The organism is Hymenobacter sp. DG25B (assembly GCF_000801315.1).
Taxonomy (GTDB): domain Bacteria; phylum Bacteroidota; class Bacteroidia; order Cytophagales; family Hymenobacteraceae; genus Hymenobacter.
In genome coordinates this window covers 1,763,809-1,785,457 of the sequence record NZ_CP010054.1, presented here as the reverse complement: position 1 = coordinate 1,785,457, position 21,649 = coordinate 1,763,809, and the positions used below count along the sequence as shown (strand labels likewise).

The following is a 21,649-nucleotide window of genomic DNA, read 5'->3' as shown; positions in this document are numbered from 1 at the left end:
TATTGATTTTTTAGGCATAACTACAACCCGCCTAAGCACCTATTGAAAGGTTGGTGAAAACCCGTTTCCGTCCTGCTAACCTCAGGCGAACCGGAAGGCAGAGTAGCCAGAATGACCGGCCAAACGAGCGAGATGCTTCACTTGCGCTGGCCTGCGGTTCGGAAAGCTCTCCAGGACAAGTCCCAAACCCGCACTAAACGGGTCTTATATAGCTTCCTTGATGGATAATATCAACCTACTTTCCCGGATCCAGCTGCTGGGCCACGCCCTGGATAAGGCGGCAGACACAGCCGATACCGGCAGCAATAGTGCCCTGGAACAAGTCCGCGCCTTTCTGTTCACGCATTTGTTACAGGAGCCTGTGCGCCCGCACCGGGCAGATGATGTGCTGGAACTGCTGACTCCATCACCTCACAACCATTTAAGCTGGGAGCAGCAGCAGGCGCTGGCGCTGGAAGGCCTGGCTATTCTGCGTCAGGTCTGGCTTCGCACCGTGCCGCTGAGCTGCTCCACGTAACCTGCAACCTGAAAATGCTGGCGGCGCCATTTCCCTCCGAAGGCGTTCTGGCTTTTGTAACGGCGGCTATGCATTCATCGGCAACCAATACCGCCAAGCGCGTCAAAATACCCCACTAAAACTATTACCGGACCACTGCTATGCGCGTTTTAGCTTTCCTGCTGGTTATCCTGTTCCTGGGCTTTGCCGCCGTACAGTACAACGACCCCGACCCCTACCTCTGGATTCCGGTTTACCTCTTTCCGGCCATCGTATCAGCCCTGATTTTTACCGGCCGACGCGTTTCTCCCTGGCTGCTGGCTTTGGGAGCCGGTGTTTTTTTGGTGTTTTCCTACTTTCAGTGGCCCGCGCATTGGGAAGGGGTAGCGCTGAAAAACGGCATGAAGGATATAAACATTGAGGAAGGCCGCGAGGCGCTGGGCCTGATTATCTGCGCGGCCGTATTGTTGCTTTATTGGGTGTACCTGACCCGGTTTAAAGCAAGAGCAAATCAACCGGCTGTTGGTTGATTATTAAATCATAACACCATATCCCTATTGCCTTTTGATTGATGATTTCAGGCCCGTAAATGGGCCAGGATAACATCAAACACGGCCGGCGCTTCTATAGCGGCATCGGGCAAAAGCTGGTGACTGCGGCTCATCAGGAGCGGCCCTTCTGCCGGGGTTTCCGGCGCGCGGCCATGTGAGCCTTTTATCAGGCTGGCATCCAGGGGAATAATATCCATCAGCATCCGAAAACCCAGCTTCTTGCGCAGCAGCTTCAGGCCTACTTTGGGCTTCAGAAACCGGATGGCCGGGTTGGTGAACATCTCCACCGGGTCGTAGCCGGGCTTGCGGTGAATATCCACGATGCGGGCGAAATCGGGCGCCCGGGCATCATCCAGCCAATAGTAGTAGGTAAACCAGGCGCCCTTTTCGGCTACGGCAATCAGCTCGCCGGCACGGGCATGGTTTAAGTGGTGGGACGCTTTTTCCTCGGGCCCCAGCACCTTTTCCACGCCGGGCACCTTTTCCAATAGCTGCCGTACGGCCGGCATTTGGGCAGGGTCCGGCACGTAGATGTGCGCCAACTGGTGGTCGGCCAGGGCAAATGCCTGGCAGGTGCCGGCGTCCAGCAGCTCCCGTCCCCGCTCTTCCCGGATGGATAGGTAGCCGTTTTCCCGCAGGACGCGGTTTAAATGCACCGGGCGCGCGGCCTCGGCAATACCGTACTCGGACAAAAAAATTACCTGGGCACCGGCACCCTCAAAATAGGTGGCCAGGCGCTGGCATACGCCGTCTATTTCCCGCAAATCGGTAGTTACGCGGGCATCGTGGGGGCCGTAGCGCTGGGCATTATAATCCAGGTGGGGCAGGTAAACCAGCGTGAGCGTGGGGTGGTAGCGCTTATCGGTTTCAATGGCGGCCTCGGCAATCCATCGGCTGGAGTTGATGGTGGTGCGCGGCCCCCAGTATTCAAACAGCGGAAACGGGCCCAGTTTGGCTTCCAGCTGGGGGCGCAATTCCATGGGGAAGGTGTAGCAGTCGGGCATTTTGCGGCCATCGGCCAGGTACTGCGGGCGCGGGGTTACCACGTAGTCGGCGGTGCTGTACATGGCATACCACCAGCAGATGTTGGCGCAGGTAAAGCCGGGGTCCTCGGCTTTGGCCACCTCCCACACCTTCCGGGCCTCCACCAGCCGGTTAGACTGACGCCAGAACCTGGGCTCACACTCGTCGCGGAAATACCAGCCGTTGCCCACAATGCCGTGCTCCGCGGGCCACTTGCCCGTGAGGTAGGTAGCTTGCACCGAGCAGGTTACGGCCGGCAAAACGTGACCCACAGAAACCGTTTTCGCGCTTTCAGACCACTGCTTCAGAAAAGGAGTATGCTCTCCGATGGAAGCCGGGGTTAGCCCCACCACATCAATGACAACTGTTTTACGCATAGCAACCTATATTCCGGTAGCGGTAGAAAAAATGCCGGCTTAGCAGCCGAATTTGCGAGAAGCTTTGACCGGGCCACCGACGGGCAGCCACGTACTTTCGGTCTTTAATCCGGAGCCGGCAGCTGCTGCTTTACCCACTCCAGCTCCCGGGCAATGGAAGCCACCAGATCCTGCTTTATTTCCGGGGGCAGCACCTCCCAGGTATAGGTTTCTACTTCTAAATAGCTGGTAACAGGCTGCTTGGATAGTGCCTGCAGCACCTTCAGGATTTCTCCCTGGGTAGACTGCAACCGGTTATAGCAGGCCAGAAACACCGGCACATGAAAATGGGAGCGCCACTCCCGGGCCTGCTCCTCCAGGATATGCGGCAAAGCCGCCGGCAGATCAGCATAGTGCGTGATGCTCTCGTCCTGGTTGCGCACCAGCACCTGGTGCAGATAGGTAGATTCCGCGAAGGCCGCAAACTGTTGGGTTAGCTCCTGCCGCGCTTCCATTTCCAGTGGTAAATCGGCCTTTAGGGCGGCGCTTATCTGCACCCGACCTACCTTAATATGCTTGGCAGCCAGCTGCTCGAAAACCGCTGCGGGCTCCTCATACACCAGGGCAAAATGACAGACATCGTAGCAGAGCTGCACGTGCTCGTAAACTGCTTTAACGGCCCTCTCATGGCTCAACTCTAACCGTTGCTGCAGATGCCGGGAAACCTGAGGCAGCAGATACCGCTCGTAGTAAGCAATGAATTCCGTTGAGTTTTCGAGTAGCCCATCCGGTTCGGGCTCGATATCCAGGTGAATGAGGCGCCCGGTTTGCTGCCGCAGCATAACCAGTTCTTCCACCAGCATAGCCAGGTGCCGGGTGCTGGCCTGCAGCACTTCCTCCGTTTGCTGTTCCTGGCCCGCCAGCCAGGGCTTGTAGGATAAAGGAGAAGTCGAAATGCCACCTTCCAGGCCCGGGGGCAGCAAACCGGCCAGGATGTACGCCAGGCGCCCGGTGTACGCCAGGCGCGCCGGGGAGGTCCAGTCGGGCCGGTGCACGTCGTCCTTCACCGCTTCGCCGTGGAAGCTGCCAAAAGGAAACCCATTAATGATGGGCACATACAGCTGATTTTGGGCCAGCCAGGCCTTGAATTCTGCCAGCTGCCTGGGCTGTACCAGCTCCCGGCTGGCGGCATCGGAAAGGCGCAAGCCCAGAGCAAAAGGTGCATCAGGCGAAACCCGCTCCTTCACCGGCAGCACATAGGTGCGCAGGCTCTCAAAAACCTCCGGCCAGGTTTCTCCCGGATGGATGTTGGTGCAGTAAGTAAGATGATAGCCCTGCTGGATGTTCATAGCTTTCAGGAACCGGCCGGTGAGAAAGGCAGCATGCGTGGCGGCGCCTGCTCAGCAAATTACCGCGGGCTGATACTCGCGAAGCTGCCGCACGGCTTCCATCAGCAGCGCGTTATCCATTTCGTGCACCTCCACGCCCCGGCCTATTTTCTCCAGCAGCATCACCGTCAGGCAGCCTCCCAGGTGCTCCCGAAATTCCTGCAGCCCCCGCAGCAGGCTCTGCGGATGCGTGGCATCCTCCAGCTGCTCCGCCATTTCGGGGGCGTACAGCGCAAAGCCCAGCGTGCGGATTACGTCCAGAATCTGCTCCAGCTCGGCACCGCTCAGGCGCCCCTGGAGGCAGGAATAGGTAGAGTCCAGGGCAATGCCGATAGCCACGGCCTCGCCGTGGCGGAGGCGGAAATGGCTCAATTGCTCCAGCTTATGCGCCGACCAATGGCCAAAATCAAGGGGGCGGGAAGAGCCCTGCTCAAAAGGGTCGGGGCCGGCAATGTGCTGCAGGTGCAGCTCGGCGCAGCGGTGAATGAGGTACTGCATGGTGGGCAGGTGGCGGGCTGCCAGCCGGGAGGCGTTTTCCTGAATGAAGCGAAAGAAAGTAGCGTCCTTTATCAGCCCCACTTTCAGGGCCTCCGCAATGCCGCCCCGCCAGTCGCGGTCCTCCAGCGTCAGGAGAAATTGGGCATCATTGAGCACGGCGTAGGGCGGGGTGAAATTGCCCAGGAAATTCTTTTTACCGAAGGCGTTGACGCTGTTTTTCACGCCGATACCGGAGTCGTTCTGCGACAAAACCGTGGTGGGGATGCGGATGTGCCGGATGCCGCGGTGCGCCACGGAAGCCACGTAGCCTACCAGGTCTAACACCGCGCCGCCGCCCAGCCCTATTATATAGGAGTGCCGGTCTATATGATAGGTGTCCACGGCTTCCAGAAGCTGCTGCAGCAGGGCCGGCTCATTTTTACACTGCTCGCCCCCGGGAATAATAGTGATGGGGCCACTCAGGCGCAGCACGGCCGCGTGGGCATCCACGTAGCGTAGAATCTCGGCTTCCAGCCCGGGCCGGTGGTCTACCACGCCACTATCCAGCACAAAGAAAACCTTGCGCGGCCCTTCGCTCCCATCCTGGCTCAGCACCTCCGCCAGCAACGGGTTATCCGCCTGAAACAGCCCTTCGGTGAAATGAACCGTGTAAGAGAAGGTAACCTGGAACTGCTGCTGCAAGGACTGAGTAGACATAGCGGTGGGCGAAACAGAGTGGAGCAAGAGGCAAAAGCGCAGCGTAAACCGGCCGGGGCGCTAGGTAACGGCAAACACCCGGGCCAGCAGCACCGATACCGGAAACAAGGCCAGCACAAGGAGCCCGTACCACCAGCCGGCAAACCCGGCGGCCAGCGTAGCATCCAGCATAATCAGGGCCATGATGCCGGCTTTCACCGCCCGCCGGATATCCAGGGGCTTTAAGGAAGCAATAGCCCGGAGCAGGGGCGGAAAAATCAGGTAGCTGAACAGGGCCAGAAAGGGCACGATATATAAGCCGTTGATCTGCGGCAACCGCATCAGCACCAGCACACTGCCAATCACCAGACTATACAATCCCAACGACCCCAGTAATATCCTTTTATCACCGCCGTGCACCTCGCCCCTACTGATGGCCGTGATGGCCGCTATGTACACCACCGGCAGCAAGGCCAGATACCAGTAGGCCGATACCGCGGCGGGAACAGCACTAAGCCCCAACAATAAGTTGCCACCACGGCAGGCCCCCATATTCAGCGGCCCCAGAATGGGCTGTTTTTTTCCGATGGCATCATAAACCAAGGCCAGCAGCGCCACCAGAGCGGCAATCAGGCCACTGGTGGCGGAAACCTGAAAGGCCGCGGCCACGCCGCCGGCCAGCAGCAGGGTGCCCAGCAGTGCAGCGCTCCGGCGGCTGGCAGCGCCGCTGGGAATAGGCCGCTCGGGCCGCTCCACCCGGTCCAGGTCCGCGTCAAACACGTCATTAAACACCACCCCACCGCCGTACAGGCCAATGGTAGCCGCCACCAGCCAGAACAGCACGCGCAGCAGGGGGTGCGCAGCCCCAGCCGAATTATTTTGCAGCAGCAACTGAACGGAGCCCGAGGCGGCAAAACCGAGCAGGATATCCGCAATGGCCGTGATAATATTGGCGGGGCGCATGAGAATGAGGTGGGCAAAAAACCGGTTCATGGCCAGGACTGCTAGCGGATGATGGTAGGATCTGCCTCGATTTTGGGGGTTTGCCCGCCCCGCAGAATGGAGTTGCCGGAGAATTTGAGGCTCTGATCAATCAGCCGGTCATTGAGCCAGTCACTTTCCTGCATCTGCCCGCTTTGGCTGAATGCTGCCAGGGCATTCTGGTAGGTAACCAAGTGCACAGTTTCGGCGGGAATGCCGCGTTCCAGCATCAGTTGGGCGGTTTTAGGAACGGCCAGGGGGTCACTGATGCCCCAGTCGGCGGCGCTGTTGATGAAAATGTGCTCCGGGCCGTAGTGCTTCACAATTTCAGTCATCCGCTCGTTGCCCATCTTGGTATGCGGGTAAATGGTGAAGGCCGCCCAGAAACCGCGCTCCAGCACATCCTGCACGGTTTCTTCGTTGTTGTGGTCTACAATCACCATGGCCGGATCCAGCCCGTGCTCCAGGGCTACCTCCATGCTGCGCAGGGTACCCTTCTTTTTATCCCGGTGGGGGGTGTGAATCTGCACCGGCAGGTTTACCTCCCGGGCCAGCTCCAGCTGCAGGCGGTAGTATTTATCCTCGGCGGCGGTTTGGTCGTCGTAGCCTATTTCGCCCACGCCCACCACGCCTTCTTTGCACACAAACAGCGGCAGCAGTTCCATCACCTCTTCGGCCAGGGCCTCGTTGTTGGCTTCTTTAGAGTTCAGACCGATGGTGCAGTAGTGCTTAATGCCGAACTGACTGGCCCGAAACCGCTCAAAGCCAATCAGATGACTGTAGTAATCCTGAAAAGTACCTACCCGGGTGCGGGGCTGCCCCATCCAGAAGGCCGGCTCAATAACGGCCACTACTCCCGCCTGGCGCATGGCTTCGTAGTCATCGGTGGTGCGGGAGGTCATGTGCACGTGGGGGTCGATAAAGAACATAGCTCGGTGGATAAGGAGGTGAAGACAGCGTACCGGTGGGGTGCTTTTATCAGGAAGCGTAAGCTTTTTCGCCGATGCTTTGCCAGGTGCAGGCGCCATCGGTGATGGAATCCTTCATTTCCGGATGCTGCCGCAGCAGCTCCCGGGCCATAGGCAGGTCGCTTTCTATTAAAGCCAGGGCCGCTGCCTGTTTTTCCAACGTATTAGCGCTCAACAGCAGCCGCTGAATATCGGGCATGTACTGCAGGGTGAGATGCGGACTTACCAGGCGCCACACCTCCGGCGTGAGCGTGCGGCCGGCGGCCCAACGCTCGTGGGCGTAATCCACCAGCATTTGGGCCAGGGCGGCGTTGTGGCGGTGGTCCAGGCCGTAAATTCGGTGCAGAGGCCGCACGTTAAATACCGCTTTCAGAATCATCTGATTCCAGGCTTCCGTGGGCAGGTAGTCGTGGGGATAGGGATTATTCAAGGCCACGGCATCAAACACCTGCGTCATGGTGGTGCGCACGCCCTCGGCGGCGCGCTTCACGTGGGTTTCCGGGTAAGGCAGCAGCGGCAGGGCCGCGTAGAGGGTGGCTACTTCGCACAGGTCGGCCGCGGAGGCAAGCCGGTTTAGAATGGCCGTGTAGTCAGCAGGGGTTTGGTGCGGGGCGCGCAACAGGAGTAGCGTGCGGGCGGCCTGCTCCATCGTCCAGGAGGCGGGCTGGAACCCGGGGCGCAGCTGCTGGGCCTGCTCAAGCTCCGCCGCCGTCAGGCTAAGAGGGATTTTGCCCACAAAGCGCGGCGCCATGCTGAAAGCCAGATAAAATGCCTTTTCGGAAGCCAGACCAGCCAGCTGGTTTTGTAGCCAGGCCAGCCCTGCTTCCGGTAGCCGGGCCGCCAGAATAGTCAGCAGGTAATTTTGATAAGATTCTGATGGCATGGCTCCTACAGCATAAATATTGAAAACGGCAGTATTCAAAATTTCAGGGAGGCCATGCTTAACCACTCTCCTCCCTTATCCCAGAGTTTGTTTATCGGAATTCAAGCACAGAACTCAACGTCTTTTTCACCAATACTTTAATATCGCCACACTTTACAAGGCCATTAAATTAATATTTTAAACTTTTATTATCCTATAATAATTTAATCTTTTTTAATAATTATTTGAAACTATAAAAGAACATAGATGCGCATACCGGGGGCTGCGGCTGAATGCCACTTTCGGTTACTTAACTGATTAGCAAGAAGCATTAAATAAGGAAGCAGCCAGCCGCCCCTTGGCACTTGGGCAAAACCTGCCTGCTCAGAGGCCTTCCTGGGTAACCCAAAAACGGGGGAAAGCCGCGGCCTTAGCCTGCGTGCTTTACCGGCACCTCGGCCCGGGCGGCCCTGAGGGCCAGGAGCAGCGCCCCGGCGGGCAGCAGCAGCGTGGCCAGTAGCAGAATACTATGGTAGGCCGGGATATAGCTCCAGTCGAGCCAGAGCATGGTTCCCTGCAGAAACAGCAGCGCCTCTGTGAGCAGAAAGCCCGCCAGCAACAGCCAGGCCCCCAGCCGGGCTGCCCGCTCCCGCAACGCAAGCAGGCCTTGCTGGTGCAGCAGGGCCAGGAGCGTGAGCGTGGTAGCCCCCAGCGTAATCAGGTGCACAAACCCAATCACATAATTGCGCACCGTGAACGACATAATGGCCACGTAAGGTATGGCCACGGCCGCGTGCACCAGGGCTTTGAAGGCCAGGGAGCCAATGCCAAACGCCCACAGCCCGCGCAACAGCGGGGAAAGTGGGGTTACCAGCTGCCGCAGGGCCGGCCACACAGCCCGCAGCCATTGCACCACGCCCAGCAGTTGCAGCAGCACGCCCAAGGCGGTAACGGCATAAATAGCCGGGTGCCGCTCGGCCCAGGCCACCGCCAGGCCATACGTAGGCAACAGGCTGCTGATTAACAAGATAAACGCCTGCCGCAGGCGGGGGCGGTTCAGGGGCAGCTGCTCCTTTTCAAAGTAAGCCACCACCAGCCCCAACGTGCCGAACATAAACCAGCCGTTGAGCTGCCCGTGCAGAAAAAACTGAATAGCCAGGTAAAACAGCGTCATGTTGGGTGGCCGGGAGGCCATAATGGCCCCCAACGCCCACAGGCCCACTGTGGAAAGAACAATACTGCCCAGCCCGGCCAGCAGATAAGGCAGCGCCGCCCAGCCCGCGAGCTTGCGGCGCAAATCGGGCCAGAGCATAGCCACTGCTATGTAAGAAAGCAGCACGTGCAGGGAGGTAGCTACAATGGAGCTGGCCGCATAGCCCTGCAGCGCAAACAGTACAAAAATGGCTATAACAGTAAGCTGCGTGGCCCAGAATAAGTACGTATAGGCCCGCCGCCCGGGGCCGGCCAGCAATACATAGCCCGTAAACAGTGCCAGGTAAACCCAACCCAGCATAGCCCCGTGGCTGTGAGCGTGCATGATATTGCGGTACTCCACGCCCGGCACTTCCCACAGAAAAATATAGCGCATCAGGGCCCCCAGCAAAGCCGCTATGGCCAGGTTGATAAGCGCAAGCTGTATCCACTGACGGGCAGGCGGCCAGGAAACGGGCGAAGAAGGCATGCGGATAGGATGGGTTAGGATATACTAGATGCAAAATTATTTTTTTCCTAAAGCCGGGTTTATGATTTCTGTCATAAAAAGCCGGCGCAGAGAGCCATAGCTTTGGTGAGTTGATGAATGCCATTTCGCGTTCATTCACCCATTTTAATCACTGAAAAGCATGCCTCAGCCCTCCTGTGCTCATACTCCTTGCTTAGTCACACCTTCCTAAATTCTTCCGCGGTGTGCTACAGCTTATTGGAATTAGTGGATTCATGTGGATTATTCCGAAAAAAAACTTAGGTTCATCAGTAGCTTACTGTTAACCTCTTTGCCGGAGAATTCACATTTATCCTTTTCTATAAAAGCCCTGCCTACCTGTTTGCTCCTCCCGGCTGCCAGCGGCGCTACCCACCAGTACCCGCAGTTGGAAAAAGCGAATACGGACAACCTGCGACTGTCCGGGCAATCATTACTCTATCGACATTCCTGATTTCCATTTTTCACTCTTTCCCAATCACTTATCCCATGGTATTTTTAACAAACCCCTCCTCGGTCCGCTCACTGGTGCTGGCGGCTGCCATTCTAGCTGGTGCTGCCACCTTTAGTGCCTGTGGTAGCAACGAAAAACCGGCCGAGGAAACCACGGCCAGCGAAGGCAACATTTATGAATCGGAGGCCGGCAAAGAGGCCATGGCCAAGGCCGATGCGGAAAAGGCCGGCGGGGAGATTTTCACGGCGGAGCAAGTAAAGCTGAGCCCCACCATAGATAAGGAGAAGGCCGCCAAAGGCAAGGGCCTGGCGGAGCTGAAATGTCAGTCTTGCCACAGCATGGGCACCAACCGCGTGGTAGGACCAGGCTGGGCCAACATCACGGAGCGCCGCAAGCCGGAATGGATTATGAACATGGTGGTGCACACCGACAAAATGCTGGAAACCGACCCCGAGGCGCAGAAAATGCTGGAACAGTGCCTGGTGCGCATGCCTAACCAGGGACTCTCGGAAACGGAAGGCCGCGAGGTGCTGGAGTACATGCGCACGCTGGTTGCCAAGAATTAACGATTCCCTAACGGGCGCCCTTCCGGCTGAAGGGGCCTGCCAGGCTCCTGAGCAGGAAGGGCGTTTTTTGGGAATTTACGTGGGTGCTGTACGCAGGCATACGCCATAGTAAGTTCTCCCCACTCCAATTCACAGTTTACAGCGTATGCTTTTCAATATAGAACTACCCAAAGCCCGCATCGGCCTGCTGGCTACCGCTCTGTCGGCGTCAGCGCTTCTGTTTTCCTGTCAGGAAAATGCCCAAAGCAAGGACTCTGATACTGATGTGGTCAATCTGGATGCTCCACTAACCGGCACCGTAACCGCGGAGCTCACCGATGCCCCGCTGGTGCCCAAGCCCCTCACCTACAACACGCCCAAAAAGGTGCTGGTAGAGCTGGAGGTGATTGAGAAAGTGATGAAGATTTCCGACGAGACGGAATACACTTTCTGGACCTTCGGGGGCCACGTACCCGGCAAATTCATTCGGGTGCGGGTCGGCGACCTGGTCGACTTCACCCTGAAAAATGCCCCCAACAGCAAAGTGGTGCATAACATTGACCTGCATGCCGTGAACGGCCCCGGCGGCGGCGCCGAGGCCACCAGCACGGCCCCGGGGCAAAGCTCCAACTTTCAGTTTCGGGTGCTGCAGCCCGGCCTCTATGTGTACCACTGCGCTACCGGCCCCGTGGGCATGCACATTGCCAACGGTATGTACGGTATGATTCTGGTGGAGCCCGCCGAGGGCCTGCCTAAAGTAGACCGGGAGTTTTACCTGATGCAGGGCGACTTCTACACCAAAGGCAAGTTTGAGGAAAAAGGCCTGCAAGGCTTTGATGAAGAAAAAGCCATAAAGGAGCAAGCCGACTATGTGCTGTTTAATGGCCGCGTACGCTCTACCACCGGCAAAAATGCCCTGCAGGCCAACGTAGGCGAAACCGTGCGGCTGTTTGTGGGGAATGGTGGGCCTAACCTGGTTTCCTCCTTCCACGCTATTGGCGAAATATTCGACAACGTGTACATGGAAGGCGGCGCGGCCGTGAACCATAACGTGCAAACCACGCTTATTCCGGCAGGCGGCTCCAGCATCGTAGAGATGTCGCTGCAGGTGCCAGGCGTGCTGAACCTGGTAGACCACTCCATTTACCGGGCGTTTAACAAAGGCGCCATTGCCCAGATTAAAGTAAGCGGCAAAGAAAATCCGGCAGTTTTCAAGTCGAATAAGTAAGCGGTTTGGCCCGGTTGAAGCAGTTGGTGGTATGGAGCGCATGAAGCATTTTCTTTTTCTGATTCTACTGCTTACTGCTTCGGCCGGGGCCCTGACGCATCCTGGTGCGCCTAAGGGGAAACCCATGCATACCGTGCCGAAGGGCGTATATGAGCCCTTTTTCCGCACCGTGGCCAACCGCCCCGTGCCGGTAGCCGCCTTCCGGCTGGATGAGTATGCCGTGACCAATGCGGAGTTTGTGGAGTTTGTGAAAAAGAACCCTGCCTGGCGCCGGTCCCGGGTAAACCGGCTTTTCGCCGACAAAAACTACCTCCACCATTGGGCCACCGACACCACGCTGGGCCCGGCCAACGCGCGGCTGCTGCAGGCGCCGGTTGTCAGCGTTTCGTGGTTTGCCGCGCAGGCCTACTGCCGGTGGAAAGGCAAACGCCTGCCTACCGTGGCTGAGTGGGAAGTAGCCGGCAACGGCAGGCCCCGCAACATGCAGTTTGCCTCCCTCACCGACTATATTCTGGACTGGTACAAACGGCCCAACCCGGAGGTACTGCCCCCGGTGAAGTCTACCTATGTAAATCAGTATGGCCTGTACGATATGCACGGCCTGATCTGGGAATGGACCTTCGACTTCAACAGCTTTGTAGGCTCCACCGACTCCAGAGGCAATACCACCGACGAAGTGCAGGCATTCTGTGCTGCCGGTGCCCTCAATGTGAAAGACAAAACCGATTACGCCGGCTATATGCGCTTTGGCTACCGGGGCAGCCTAAAAGGCAACTTCTGCATTCAGAACCTGGGCTTCCGCTGCGCCAAAAGCATTTAACATGAAACAAACCATCCGGCTGGCATTGGCACTTCTGCTTCTGGCCAGCTGCAGCCCTAATAAGGAAGAGGCCACCGTGCAGTCGGCCACCACTCCGGCGGCCCGGCCAGCGGCAGTGCTGCCCCCGGAAAGCGTGTACCAGCTGCCTGACACTTTCCAGACCCAGGATAAAAAGCCGTTGGTGCTGAAGGCACTGGCCGGTAAGCCCACGGTGCTGGCCATGGTGTTTACCAATTGCGGCTACGCCTGCCCCCGCCTCACCGATGATATGAAAGCCATAGAAGCAAAGTTACCGGCAGATGCCAGCCGCATCAACTATGTGCTGGTGAGCTTTGATGTGGCCCGCGACACGGCCGAGCAGCTGAAAAAGTATGCTACTGATAAAGAGCTGGGCAAAAACTGGGTGCTGCTTCACGGGCCGGAAGAGGCAGTACGCACCTTATCAGTGCTGCTGAATGTGCAGTATGAAAAAAACGCCGACGGCAATTTCTCGCACGCCAACAAAATAATTGTGCTGGATAAAAACGGCGTGCCGCGCTTCCATCAGGAAGGCTTGGGCGTAAATCCGGACGAAACCATCCGGCAGATCAAAACCCTGCTGAACTGAGCAGGAGGCGGACGCCCGGCGCATGGCCGGCGGTCAGCCTGTACCGCCTTTTCTGAATTTCTCCGGTTCCTATGATCTAAGTCATAGGCTGCTGAGGCATGGCCGCCGTATTGTTGTAGTGCCTACCGCAACCGCGCCTTTAAGTAAGACGCGGCCAGGTGGTTGGCTATCCTTTGCCCGCCTGCCCTATCTGCTTACCTCATGGAGAATCCCATTTTATCCGACATCAGCACCCAGGAAGATATCCGCCGGCTGATTGATGCTTTTTACACCGTGGTGCGCCAGGATGCGCTGCTGGGCCCCGTTTTCGCGGCCCGCATTCCCGATGGCCACTGGCCCACCCACCTCGATACCATGACGCGCTTCTGGACGGCCGCCCTCCTGGCGCAGCCCGCCGGCTACCGCGGCAACCCCGGCGCCAAGCACCTGTATCTGCCCATCGAAAAAGAGCACTTCCAGCGCTGGCTCCAGCTATTTGAGCAAACCGTGGACAAAATGTTTGCCGGAGAAAATGCCACCGAAATCAAGCTGCGCGCCCTGAAAATGGGCGAGCTATTTCAGGCCAAGATTAGCATGGCCCGCCAGGGCGGCCTCTCTATTCTGTAATTTATTGCTGCTTGCTATGGATACCATGACCACCCTTTCCGAAGTGCTGAATCTCCTGAAAAAGGAAGGCTATACCGTTGATTTTAATTTGCAGGACAGCTGCCTGATGTGCCACGGCAACTCCCTGCAATTGCATCCGGAAGAGTTTTTGGTGGACAAGCATTATCGTTTCGAAGGCAATTCCGACCCGGGTGATGAAGCCGTGGTGTACGCCATTTCCTCCGACAAGCACCAGCTAAAAGGCACCCTGGTAAATGGCTACGGTATGTACAGCGAAACCCTGACGGATGAGCTGGTAAAAGCCCTGCAGGAGCACAACCCGGCAACCCATACCCAAACCACTGGCCCGGATGCGGCCGAAAAATCGAACGAGGCCACGCCCCGGCGCCCGGCCGGCAGCCGCGTGCTGAATGCCTCCCTGTTAACCTTGGATCTGACCCAGGCCCGGGAGCAGATAAAGCAGGAACCCGCCTGGCAAACCAGTGACCGGAATGCCCTCACGCTTTTTAAAGCGGATGGGATGCGCCTGGTCCTGATGGCGCTGCACGAAGGTGCCACGCTAAAAACCCATACCGCTCCCGGCATTATCTGCGTGCAGGTGCTGGAAGGACTGCTGGATTTCCGCACGGCAGCGCAGGCCGTAGAGCTGCGGCCAGGTGAGCTGCTAACGCTGCAGGCGGGTATTCCGCACCGGGTGGAGGCGCTGGAGGAGGCTGTTTTTCTGCTGACCCTGGCGGCGGCCGGGAAAGGAAAGTAGAGGCCTGACACCATTAATCAATTTTCGTTCAGGTAAATACACTAAATCTTCTGCCCTTGCCAGCTCTGGTGCCTTGCTCTGCCGCGTGCTACTATAGCTAAAAGGGGCAGCCGTTGCGGCCCACTGTGTGAAGCAAGGGCAGCTAAATGGGTACTGTACGTTTTATTCCGGAATGGTCTTTCGCAAAGGCTGCTTTCCTTCCTGCGCTGTCTATTTAGATTAATTTTAAATAGATATTGCACAGACGGGAAAGACGGCCTAATTTTGCGTTGTTTAAAATCATTCCAAATAATTCGCTTCTCTCCCTATGCGTAAGCCTGCTGTTCTTCTCCTTACTTCTCTCGTGGCCGCTTTCTCTTTTAGCTCCTGCGACAAGGATTCCCAGGAAGACCCCACGCCCCAGTACGACATTCCGACGACCTACAATTTTCAGAACGTAAGCTACTCCGGCCAGCAGACGCGCATAGCCATGCTAGATGAGATTGGCACCTATATCAGAACCGGTAACACCGGCGCTGTTTTGGATGCCCAGCAGCTGAAGGATATGTATGCCAACGTGAACAGCCGCTTTTCTACCGCGGAGCTGAACACCTCGGGCAAGCAACTGAAAGACAAAACCCTTTCTACTGTGCAGGCCGAGTACGAAGGCTATTTTGACGGCGTAGCTACCGCCAGCCTAATGGGCACCATGCCCGCCATGAACGGCCATGCTGGTATTCTGACCTCTGCCGATGGCGCCAAGAAATACCTGGTGGACGCCAATGGGATGGAGCTGGGCCAGCTAATTTCCAAGGGCCTGATGGGTGCCGTGTTCTTTAACCAGGCGGTGGAAGGCTACCTCACAGATGAGAAAATTGGCAATTCCGTAGATAATGCCACCGTAACCGCGGGCGAAGGCACCGCCATGGAGCACCATTGGGATGAGGCCTTCGGCTACTTTGGCTCACCTATTGACTTTCCTGCCAACGATAAGGGCCTGAAGTACTGGGCTAACTACAGCAACCAGGTTAATCCGGCGCTGGGTTCTAATAAAACCATGATGGATGCCTTCCTGAAAGGCCGCGCTGCCATCAGCAACAAGGACATGAAGGGCAAAGCCGAAGCCGCCGCCACCCTCCGCTCGGAATGGGAGCGGATAGTAGCTGCCTCGGCCATTCATGAGCTGAACGCTGCCAAAGGCGTAGTAGCCGACCAGGCCCTGAAAAGCCACTACCTCTCCGAGGCCCGCGGCTTTGTGAAGAGCCTGCAGTACAAGTCAGACCGCCGCATCAGCGACACTGTTCACAGCCAGGTGCTGGCCAAAATCGGCACTAACCTTTACAATACCACCGGCGCCGATATCGTAGCGGCCATTGATTTGCTGAGCACGGCCTATAGCTTTGACCCTATTAAAGGGCAGATCTAGAATTAGGGCGGCGTCACTTTTTCTGCATCAGGAAGCAGCCGCTATAGCCCGTACGGGCGTGGCGGCTGCCTTTCGCTTTCTCAACCAAGGAATATGTTTAAAGGAAAAACGCTGGTAACTGCTTCCGCCCTGTTCCTGGCGCTGGCAGCCGGCTGCGACTCGAAAGAGGATACGGCTCCCGCCTCGGAGTACGACCGGGCAGCCATGCTGACCAACTATAGCAACAACCTGATTGTGCCGGGCTATACAGCCCTGAATACGGAAACCACGCAGCTGAAAGCCGCCATAGATGCCTTTGTGGCGGCCCCCGGCGAAGCTACGCTGGCCAGCGCCCGTGCCGAGCTGCAGCAGGCCTACACCGCCTGGCAGATGGTGAGCGGCTACGAGTTTGGCCCCGCCGAGCAACAGATGCTCCGCACCAACCTGAACATTTATCCCGCCACTACCAGCACCATTGAGAGCAACATCTCAGCGGGCAGCTATGATCTGGAGTCGTCGGCTAACCTCTCGGCCAAGGGCTTCCCGGCGCTGGATTACCTATTGTATTCTGATGCCAGCGCCACGGCCGTAATTGCCCGTTTTGTGGCCCAGAGCAACCGGGGCCGCTATCTGCAGGATGTTGCTGCCAATATCAATACCCGCGTAGGTGCCACCACTGCCGGCTGGCAGAGCTACACCGCTACCTTCCAAAAGTCGGAGGGCACGGCGGTAGGCTCGGCCGTGGGCAACCTGGTCAATCAGCTGAACTCGGATATTGATATGACCAAGCGGGCCAAAGTGGGGATTCCCTCCGGCCGCTTCACGGCGGGTACCGCGCAGCCTACCAAAGTAGAAGCCTATTACAGCGGCCTTTCGCTGCCCCTGCTGAAGTCTTCTTTGCAGGCGGAAAAAGCCATGTTTCTGGGGCAGAACGCCGCCGGCGCCAACGGACTGGGCCTGGACGACTACCTGGACCACGTAGGCGCCAAATACAACAACGAGGCACTTTCCGCGGCTATTGCCAAGAAGTTTGATGAGGCCATTGCCGCTACTGATGCCGTGCAGGGTCCGCTTTCCCAGGCCGTAACCACCCAGCCGCAGGCCGTGGGCGCCGTGTACCAGAAGCTGCAGGAGCTGATTGTGCTGACCAAAACCGATATGCCCGCCGCGCTGGGCGTTTCCATCACCTATACTGATAACGACGGCGACTAAGCCTTTCTGCCGCTTCCCTCCTTTTGCATGCTGCGTAAGTTCACTGCTGTCTTAAGCCAACCTGTATCAGCGGCGCCCCTGGCGGTGTTCCGGCTGATATTTGGGGGTATGCTGCTGGCCAGCATTGTGCGGTTTGTGCTGAAGGGCTGGGTAACGGAGCTGTACGTAAAGCCGCAATTCTACTTCCCCTACTACGGCTTTGAGTGGGTGCAGCCCTTAGGCAGCGTGGGCATGCACCTGCTGTTTGGGCTGATGGCCTTGGCAGCCCTGGGCATTATGCTGGGGTTGTTTTACCGCTGGTCGGCGGTGCTGTTCTTCCTCAGCTTCACGTATGTGGAGCTCATTGACAAGAGCAACTATCTCAACCACTACTACTTTGTATCGGTGGTGGCGTTTTTGCTGATCTGGGTGCCGGCCGGGGGGCATTTCTCGCTTGATGCCTGGCGCCGGCCCCGGCAGTGGGTGAGCCACGTACCGCGCTGGGCTATCCTGATTTTTCAGGTGCAGATGGGGCTGGTGTACTTCTACGCCGGCCTGGCCAAGCTCAACCCCGACTGGCTGCTGGAGGCCATGCCCCTGCGCTACTGGCTGCCGGCCCACACCGGCATACCCCTCATCGGGCCTCTGTTCGATTACCTGTGGGTGGCGTACGTATTCAGCTGGTTTGGCGCGCTCTACGACCTCACCATTCCCTTCTTTCTGATGCAGCGCCGCACCCGGCTGCTGGCCTACGCCACCGTGGTGGTGTTCCACGTACTCACGGCCGTACTGTTTCAGATTGGCATGTTCCCCTACATTATGATGGTGAGCACGCTGATTTTCTTCTCGGCGGAGTTTCATGAGCGAATTCTAACCTTGCTGCGCCGGCTGATTCGCCTGCCAGATGCTGCTCCGGCCATGTTTCCGCGCGCAGCTTCGGGTATTCATCCGGTCCTGCTGGCGCTGCTGGGGCTGCATTTTCTGGTGCAGGTGCTGGTGCCGTGGCGCTTTGTGCTGTATCCGGGCAAGCTGTTCTGGACCGAGCAGGGCTACCGGTTTTCCTGGCGCGTGATGCTGATGGAGAAAACCGGCACTGCTTTCTTTTATGTGCGCGACCCACGCACCGGCTACGAAACGGAGGTCCACAACCGCCGCTTTCTCACCGTAAACCAGGAGAAAATGGTGGCCACCCAGCCCGATATGCTCCTGCAGTACGCGCAGATACTCCGCCGCGAGTATCAGCGCCAGGGCATCCCGAATCCGCAGGTGCGGGCCGAGGTGTATGCCAGCCTGAACGGGCAAAGCTCCCGCCTGCTCATCGACCCCAACACGGACCTGGCTGCCTTGCAGGATGGGTTTACGCCCAAACCCTGGATTCTTCCCTTCGACCGGCCTACCGCCCCCACGCCTATCGTAGGGCAGAACTAACGCTATGTACCGCTTTCTTCTTTTGTTCTTCCTGGCCCAGAGCCTGCTTTCCGCCAGCTTCGCTCAAACCTTTTCCATTACTGGGCGGGTTACCAATGCGGAAACGGGTCAGGCGGTAGCTCAGGCCGAGGTATTGCTCACGGGTACTTCCCGCATTGTGACCACCAACACGCAGGGTCAGTATCAGTTTGATGCGCTGCCCGCCGGCAGCTATGCACTAACGGCCTACGCCGCCAAGCTAACCAGCATTACCCTGCCCGTCAGCCTGGGTACTGACAATGCTACCCTGGACTTTTCACTGCCTCCGCTGCGCGTAACTACCGCCGAGGTAAAGGTGGAGGGCGAGCGGGACAAGAGCTTTGGCATCCGGCGGCTGGGCTCCGTGGAAGGCGCCGCCATTTACGAAGCCAAGAAAACCGAAGTGGTAGAGCTGGCCGGCGTTACGGCCAACCTGGCTACCAACAACAGTCGGCAGGTATTTGCCAAAGTAGCCGGCCTCAACATTTGGGAGAGCGACGGGGGTGGCCTGCAGTTGGGCATTGGCGGCCGCGGCCTCAGCCCCAACCGCACCGCCAACTTTAACACCCGCCAGAACGGCTACGATATTTCGGCCGATGCCCTGGGCTACCCGGAAAGCTACTACACCCCGCCTACGGAGGCCCTGGACCGCATTGAAGTAGTGCGCGGCGCGGCTTCTTTGCAGTACGGTACTCAGTTTGGCGGCATGCTCAACTTTGTGATGAAGCACGGCCCCGAGGACAAGCCGCTGGAAGTAACTTCCCGGCAAACGGTGGGCTCCTTTGGCCTGTTTAACACCTTCAATAGCCTGGGCGGCACTACCGGCAAGCTGAACTACTACAGCTTTTACCAGTACAAGCGCGGCAACGGCTGGCGCCCCAACTCGGGCTTTAACGTGCACACGGCCTACGGCGCCTTGCGCTACGACGCCTCGGCTCGTTTGAAACTGGGGCTGGAATATACCTTCATGAATTACCTGGCCCAGCAACCCGGCGGCCTCACCGATGCTGATTTTGCCGCCGATGCGCGCCAGTCCAAGCGGGAGCGTAACTGGTTTCGGGTGAACTGGAACCTGCTGGCCCTTACGGCCGACTACCAGTTGGGTGAGCACACCAAGCTGAACGTGCGCAACTTCGGGCTGTTTGCCGAGCGGGATGCCCTGGGTTACCTGGAGAAAATCAACCGGCCCGACCCCATGCAGGAGCGGCTATTGCTGATTGACCAGTTCCGCAACTTCGGCAACGAAACCCGGCTGGTGCACCGCTACTCCCTGCTTAAGTCCTTCTCCACGGCCCTGGTGGGCGTGCGCTACTACCACGGCTTCACGGACCAAAAGCAAGGGAATGGCTCCGCCGCTGCTGATGCCGACTTCCGCTACTACCCCAACAACGGCGACCCCAGCCTTTCCGCATTTCAGTACCCCAGCCGCAACCTGTCGCTGTTCGCCGAAAACGTCTTTAACCTCTCCGAGAAGCTCAGCGTAACGCCGGGCATCCGCTACGAGTGGATACGCACCCAGGCTGAGGGCCGCTACGACGTGGTGAACCGCGACCTGGCCGGCAATATCTTATATCAGGAGCGCATCCCGGAAAACCGCACCAACACGCGCGGACTGGCGCTGCTGGGCCTGGGCGTCAGCTACAAGCCCAGCGAAAAGCTGGAGGTGTACGGCAACTTCTCCCAGAACTACCGCGCCATCAACTTCAACGATATGCGCGTGGTGAACTCCAACATCCGCATTGACCCGCAGCTGCAGGACGAGAAAGGCTACAGCGCCGACCTGGGCATGCGCGGCGGCACAGCTGGCCTGTTCAGCTACGATGTAAGTCTGTTTAATCTGGTGTATGACAACCGCATTGGTCTGCAGCCGGCCAAAGACACGGTGCAGTTCACCAACTACCTGCTGCGCACTAACATTGGCCGCTCGCGCAACCGCGGCCTGGAGACGTTTGTGGAGGCAGATGTGCTACGCCTGCTCTACGGCGCCGAGCACCGCACCGGCCTTTCCGTCTTCTCCAACGTGACGCTGGTTGACGCCCGCTACCAGATTGACAACGAGCTGTTCCGGAACAAGAAAGTGGAGCTGGCCCCCAGCCTGATTGCCAAAGCCGGCGCCGCCCTGAAGCGCAACCAGCTGCGCCTCTCCTATCAGTACGCTTACACCTCCCGGCAGTTCAGCGACGCCACCAACAGCCTACTGGAACCCACCGCCGTATTCGGCCGCATTCCGGCCTACTGGGTTATGGACCTTTCCGGCAGCTACAGCTACAAGTTTCTCACGCTGGAAACCGGCATAAATAACCTTACTGACCGCCGCTACTTCACGCGCCGCGCCACTGCCTACCCCGGCCCCGGCATTATCCCGGCCGATGGCCGCAGCTTCTACCTGACGCTGCAAGTGCGCCTGCCCAAGTAGCAAATTAAGCAGAGGCAAGGTGGTATTGGATTAACTCCCAGGGCCGCCATGCTACCCATCAACTGCCTTACTATTAGCCAGGTGCCAGCGCTGATACCTGGCATGGCAATGAGGCAGGCAATGGAGATGGAAGCATACTGCCCACTTGAGGGCCAGAGCCCCGGCAGGCGGCAAGGTAGGTGCCGGGAAATTCTCATAGAATTAGCCATGTGAACTACCTGCAATTACTGGCGCTAAGCCCACATGAGGAAGAAATGCCCGGAAGCAAGTAAAAGGACTACTAACCAGGAAGAAACCTAGCTACTGCCTCCTGTAATCACTTGACTATCAATGATTATAGATCATACTACCTGTCATAAATCAATAGTACAGCCCCTGAAAGGCATAACTTCCGTTGTACGGATTATTATAAGCTCAACATTAGATTTATTATAAAATAAATGTATATAATCATGTCATTAACTATATAGCAATACTTATTATTTGTAACTTACAATCATACTAACGCCCTACTACTACCGTTTATCACGCTTACTTTTAAAAGCAGTTTACCCACTTCGCCTCTATTGTTGGACATAAAAAGTCCCTATCTGTCCATACACCAGCACGTATGGCTTGCCTGAGTATTCGCTACACACCTACGCCCCCTGCATTCCTAGTTTACCCGCACGCATCCATATAGGAGGTATACGTTTTCT

19 protein-coding genes are annotated in these 21,649 nt (G+C 57.6%); 12 read left to right on the top strand and 7 right to left on the bottom strand.

Annotated elements, in window-relative coordinates:
• The first annotated feature begins 220 nt into the window (after positions 1 to 220).
• Both PK28_RS07635 and PK28_RS07630 read left to right on the top strand, forming a co-directional pair.
• Positions 221 to 517, top strand: coding sequence for a hypothetical protein (locus PK28_RS07635; protein ID WP_044513033.1), 297 nt, complete (start codon positions 221 to 223; stop codon positions 515 to 517).
• A 140-nt stretch (positions 518 to 657) separates the two neighbouring features.
• Complete coding sequence (locus PK28_RS07630; protein ID WP_044513032.1) at positions 658 to 1,026, top strand: transmembrane 220 family protein; 369 nt, start codon at positions 658 to 660, stop codon at positions 1,024 to 1,026.
• A 47-nt stretch (positions 1,027 to 1,073) separates the two neighbouring features.
• Here PK28_RS07630 and PK28_RS07625 read toward each other — a convergent pair whose 3' ends face one another.
• The 7 genes from PK28_RS07625 to PK28_RS07595 all read right to left on the bottom strand — a co-directional run bounded on the left by PK28_RS07625 (position 1,074) and on the right by PK28_RS07595 (position 9,479).
• Positions 1,074 to 2,447, bottom strand: a complete 1,374-nt coding sequence (locus PK28_RS07625; protein WP_044513030.1) for an alkaline phosphatase family protein — start codon at positions 2,445 to 2,447, stop codon at positions 1,074 to 1,076.
• A 104-nt stretch (positions 2,448 to 2,551) separates the two neighbouring features.
• Positions 2,552 to 3,775, bottom strand: coding sequence for a metabolite traffic protein EboE (gene eboE / locus PK28_RS07620; protein WP_044513028.1), 1,224 nt, complete (start codon positions 3,773 to 3,775; stop codon positions 2,552 to 2,554).
• Positions 3,776 to 3,826: 51 nt separating this feature from the next.
• Positions 3,827 to 5,008 (bottom strand): 3-dehydroquinate synthase, encoded by a 1,182-nt coding sequence (locus PK28_RS07615; RefSeq protein ID WP_044513026.1) that lies wholly within the window; start codon positions 5,006 to 5,008, stop codon positions 3,827 to 3,829.
• 60 nt (positions 5,009 to 5,068) lie between these two features.
• Entirely contained in the window at positions 5,069 to 5,980 is a 912-nt protein-coding gene (gene eboC / locus PK28_RS07610) for a UbiA-like protein EboC (protein WP_044513025.1), read from the bottom strand.
• A gap of 11 nt (positions 5,981 to 5,991) precedes the next feature.
• Complete coding sequence (locus PK28_RS07605; RefSeq protein ID WP_044513023.1) at positions 5,992 to 6,897, bottom strand: TatD family hydrolase; 906 nt, start codon at positions 6,895 to 6,897, stop codon at positions 5,992 to 5,994.
• Between the two features lie 49 nt (positions 6,898 to 6,946).
• Positions 6,947 to 7,819: an EboA domain-containing protein gene (locus PK28_RS07600; RefSeq protein WP_044513022.1), complete on the bottom strand. Its 873-nt coding sequence runs from the start codon at positions 7,817 to 7,819 to the stop codon at positions 6,947 to 6,949.
• Positions 7,820 to 8,228: 409 nt separating this feature from the next.
• Entirely contained in the window at positions 8,229 to 9,479 is a 1,251-nt protein-coding gene (locus PK28_RS07595) for a hypothetical protein (RefSeq protein ID WP_044513021.1), read from the bottom strand.
• A gap of 507 nt (positions 9,480 to 9,986) precedes the next feature.
• Between PK28_RS07595 and PK28_RS07590 the strand changes: the two genes are divergently transcribed.
• The 10 genes from PK28_RS07590 to PK28_RS07545 all read left to right on the top strand — a co-directional run bounded on the left by PK28_RS07590 (position 9,987) and on the right by PK28_RS07545 (position 20,951).
• The gene (locus PK28_RS07590) at positions 9,987 to 10,517 is read left to right on the top strand and encodes a c-type cytochrome (RefSeq protein ID WP_044513019.1); all 531 of its coding nucleotides are present in this window, start codon (positions 9,987 to 9,989) and stop codon (positions 10,515 to 10,517) included.
• Positions 10,518 to 10,662: 145 nt separating this feature from the next.
• Positions 10,663 to 11,724: a copper-containing nitrite reductase gene (gene nirK / locus PK28_RS07585; RefSeq protein ID WP_044513016.1), complete on the top strand. Its 1,062-nt coding sequence runs from the start codon at positions 10,663 to 10,665 to the stop codon at positions 11,722 to 11,724.
• Between the two features lie 40 nt (positions 11,725 to 11,764).
• Entirely contained in the window at positions 11,765 to 12,544 is a 780-nt protein-coding gene (locus tag PK28_RS07580) for a formylglycine-generating enzyme family protein (protein ID WP_197070493.1), read from the top strand.
• A 1-nt stretch (position 12,545) separates the two neighbouring features.
• Complete coding sequence (locus PK28_RS07575; RefSeq protein ID WP_048825726.1) at positions 12,546 to 13,151, top strand: SCO family protein; 606 nt, start codon at positions 12,546 to 12,548, stop codon at positions 13,149 to 13,151.
• Positions 13,152 to 13,352: 201 nt separating this feature from the next.
• Positions 13,353 to 13,757, top strand: coding sequence for a group III truncated hemoglobin (locus tag PK28_RS07570; protein ID WP_044513012.1), 405 nt, complete (start codon positions 13,353 to 13,355; stop codon positions 13,755 to 13,757).
• A gap of 16 nt (positions 13,758 to 13,773) precedes the next feature.
• Positions 13,774 to 14,514 carry a cupin domain-containing protein gene (locus PK28_RS07565; RefSeq protein ID WP_044513010.1) on the top strand — a complete coding sequence of 247 codons (741 nt, stop codon included), beginning with the start codon at positions 13,774 to 13,776 and terminating at the stop codon, positions 14,512 to 14,514.
• A 307-nt stretch (positions 14,515 to 14,821) separates the two neighbouring features.
• On the top strand, positions 14,822 to 15,919 hold the full coding sequence (locus PK28_RS07560; protein ID WP_044513008.1) for a DUF4856 domain-containing protein: 1,098 nt from the start codon (positions 14,822 to 14,824) through the stop codon (positions 15,917 to 15,919).
• Positions 15,920 to 16,012: 93 nt separating this feature from the next.
• Positions 16,013 to 17,110, top strand: a complete 1,098-nt coding sequence (locus PK28_RS07555) for an imelysin family protein (RefSeq protein ID WP_044513006.1) — start codon at positions 16,013 to 16,015, stop codon at positions 17,108 to 17,110.
• Between the two features lie 27 nt (positions 17,111 to 17,137).
• Positions 17,138 to 18,517: an HTTM domain-containing protein gene (locus PK28_RS07550; RefSeq protein ID WP_044513004.1), complete on the top strand. Its 1,380-nt coding sequence runs from the start codon at positions 17,138 to 17,140 to the stop codon at positions 18,515 to 18,517.
• Between the two features lie 4 nt (positions 18,518 to 18,521).
• Positions 18,522 to 20,951: a TonB-dependent receptor domain-containing protein gene (locus tag PK28_RS07545; RefSeq protein WP_044513002.1), complete on the top strand. Its 2,430-nt coding sequence runs from the start codon at positions 18,522 to 18,524 to the stop codon at positions 20,949 to 20,951.
• The last annotated feature ends 698 nt before the right edge of the window (positions 20,952 to 21,649 follow it).

Coding starts and splice junctions, on each gene's coding strand:
- PK28_RS07625 (WP_044513030.1), bottom strand. CDS start 2,447: ATGCGTAAAACAGTTGTCATTGATGTGGTGGGGCTAACCCCGGCTTCC.
- PK28_RS07550 (WP_044513004.1), top strand. CDS start 17,138: ATGCTGCGTAAGTTCACTGCTGTCTTAAGCCAACCTGTATCAGCGGCG.
- PK28_RS07630 (WP_044513032.1), top strand. CDS start 658: ATGCGCGTTTTAGCTTTCCTGCTGGTTATCCTGTTCCTGGGCTTTGCC.
- eboE (WP_044513028.1), bottom strand. CDS start 3,775: ATGAACATCCAGCAGGGCTATCATCTTACTTACTGCACCAACATCCAT.
- PK28_RS07575 (WP_048825726.1), top strand. CDS start 12,546: ATGAAACAAACCATCCGGCTGGCATTGGCACTTCTGCTTCTGGCCAGC.
- PK28_RS07595 (WP_044513021.1), bottom strand. CDS start 9,479: ATGCCTTCTTCGCCCGTTTCCTGGCCGCCTGCCCGTCAGTGGATACAG.
- PK28_RS07545 (WP_044513002.1), top strand. CDS start 18,522: ATGTACCGCTTTCTTCTTTTGTTCTTCCTGGCCCAGAGCCTGCTTTCC.
- PK28_RS07605 (WP_044513023.1), bottom strand. CDS start 6,897: ATGTTCTTTATCGACCCCCACGTGCACATGACCTCCCGCACCACCGAT.
- PK28_RS07555 (WP_044513006.1), top strand. CDS start 16,013: ATGTTTAAAGGAAAAACGCTGGTAACTGCTTCCGCCCTGTTCCTGGCG.
- nirK (WP_044513016.1), top strand. CDS start 10,663: ATGCTTTTCAATATAGAACTACCCAAAGCCCGCATCGGCCTGCTGGCT.
- PK28_RS07580 (WP_197070493.1), top strand. CDS start 11,765: ATGAAGCATTTTCTTTTTCTGATTCTACTGCTTACTGCTTCGGCCGGG.
- PK28_RS07600 (WP_044513022.1), bottom strand. CDS start 7,819: ATGCCATCAGAATCTTATCAAAATTACCTGCTGACTATTCTGGCGGCC.
- PK28_RS07635 (WP_044513033.1), top strand. CDS start 221: ATGGATAATATCAACCTACTTTCCCGGATCCAGCTGCTGGGCCACGCC.
- PK28_RS07615 (WP_044513026.1), bottom strand. CDS start 5,008: ATGTCTACTCAGTCCTTGCAGCAGCAGTTCCAGGTTACCTTCTCTTAC.
- PK28_RS07590 (WP_044513019.1), top strand. CDS start 9,987: ATGGTATTTTTAACAAACCCCTCCTCGGTCCGCTCACTGGTGCTGGCG.
- PK28_RS07560 (WP_044513008.1), top strand. CDS start 14,822: ATGCGTAAGCCTGCTGTTCTTCTCCTTACTTCTCTCGTGGCCGCTTTC.
- eboC (WP_044513025.1), bottom strand. CDS start 5,980: ATGAACCGGTTTTTTGCCCACCTCATTCTCATGCGCCCCGCCAATATT.
- PK28_RS07570 (WP_044513012.1), top strand. CDS start 13,353: ATGGAGAATCCCATTTTATCCGACATCAGCACCCAGGAAGATATCCGC.
- PK28_RS07565 (WP_044513010.1), top strand. CDS start 13,774: ATGGATACCATGACCACCCTTTCCGAAGTGCTGAATCTCCTGAAAAAG.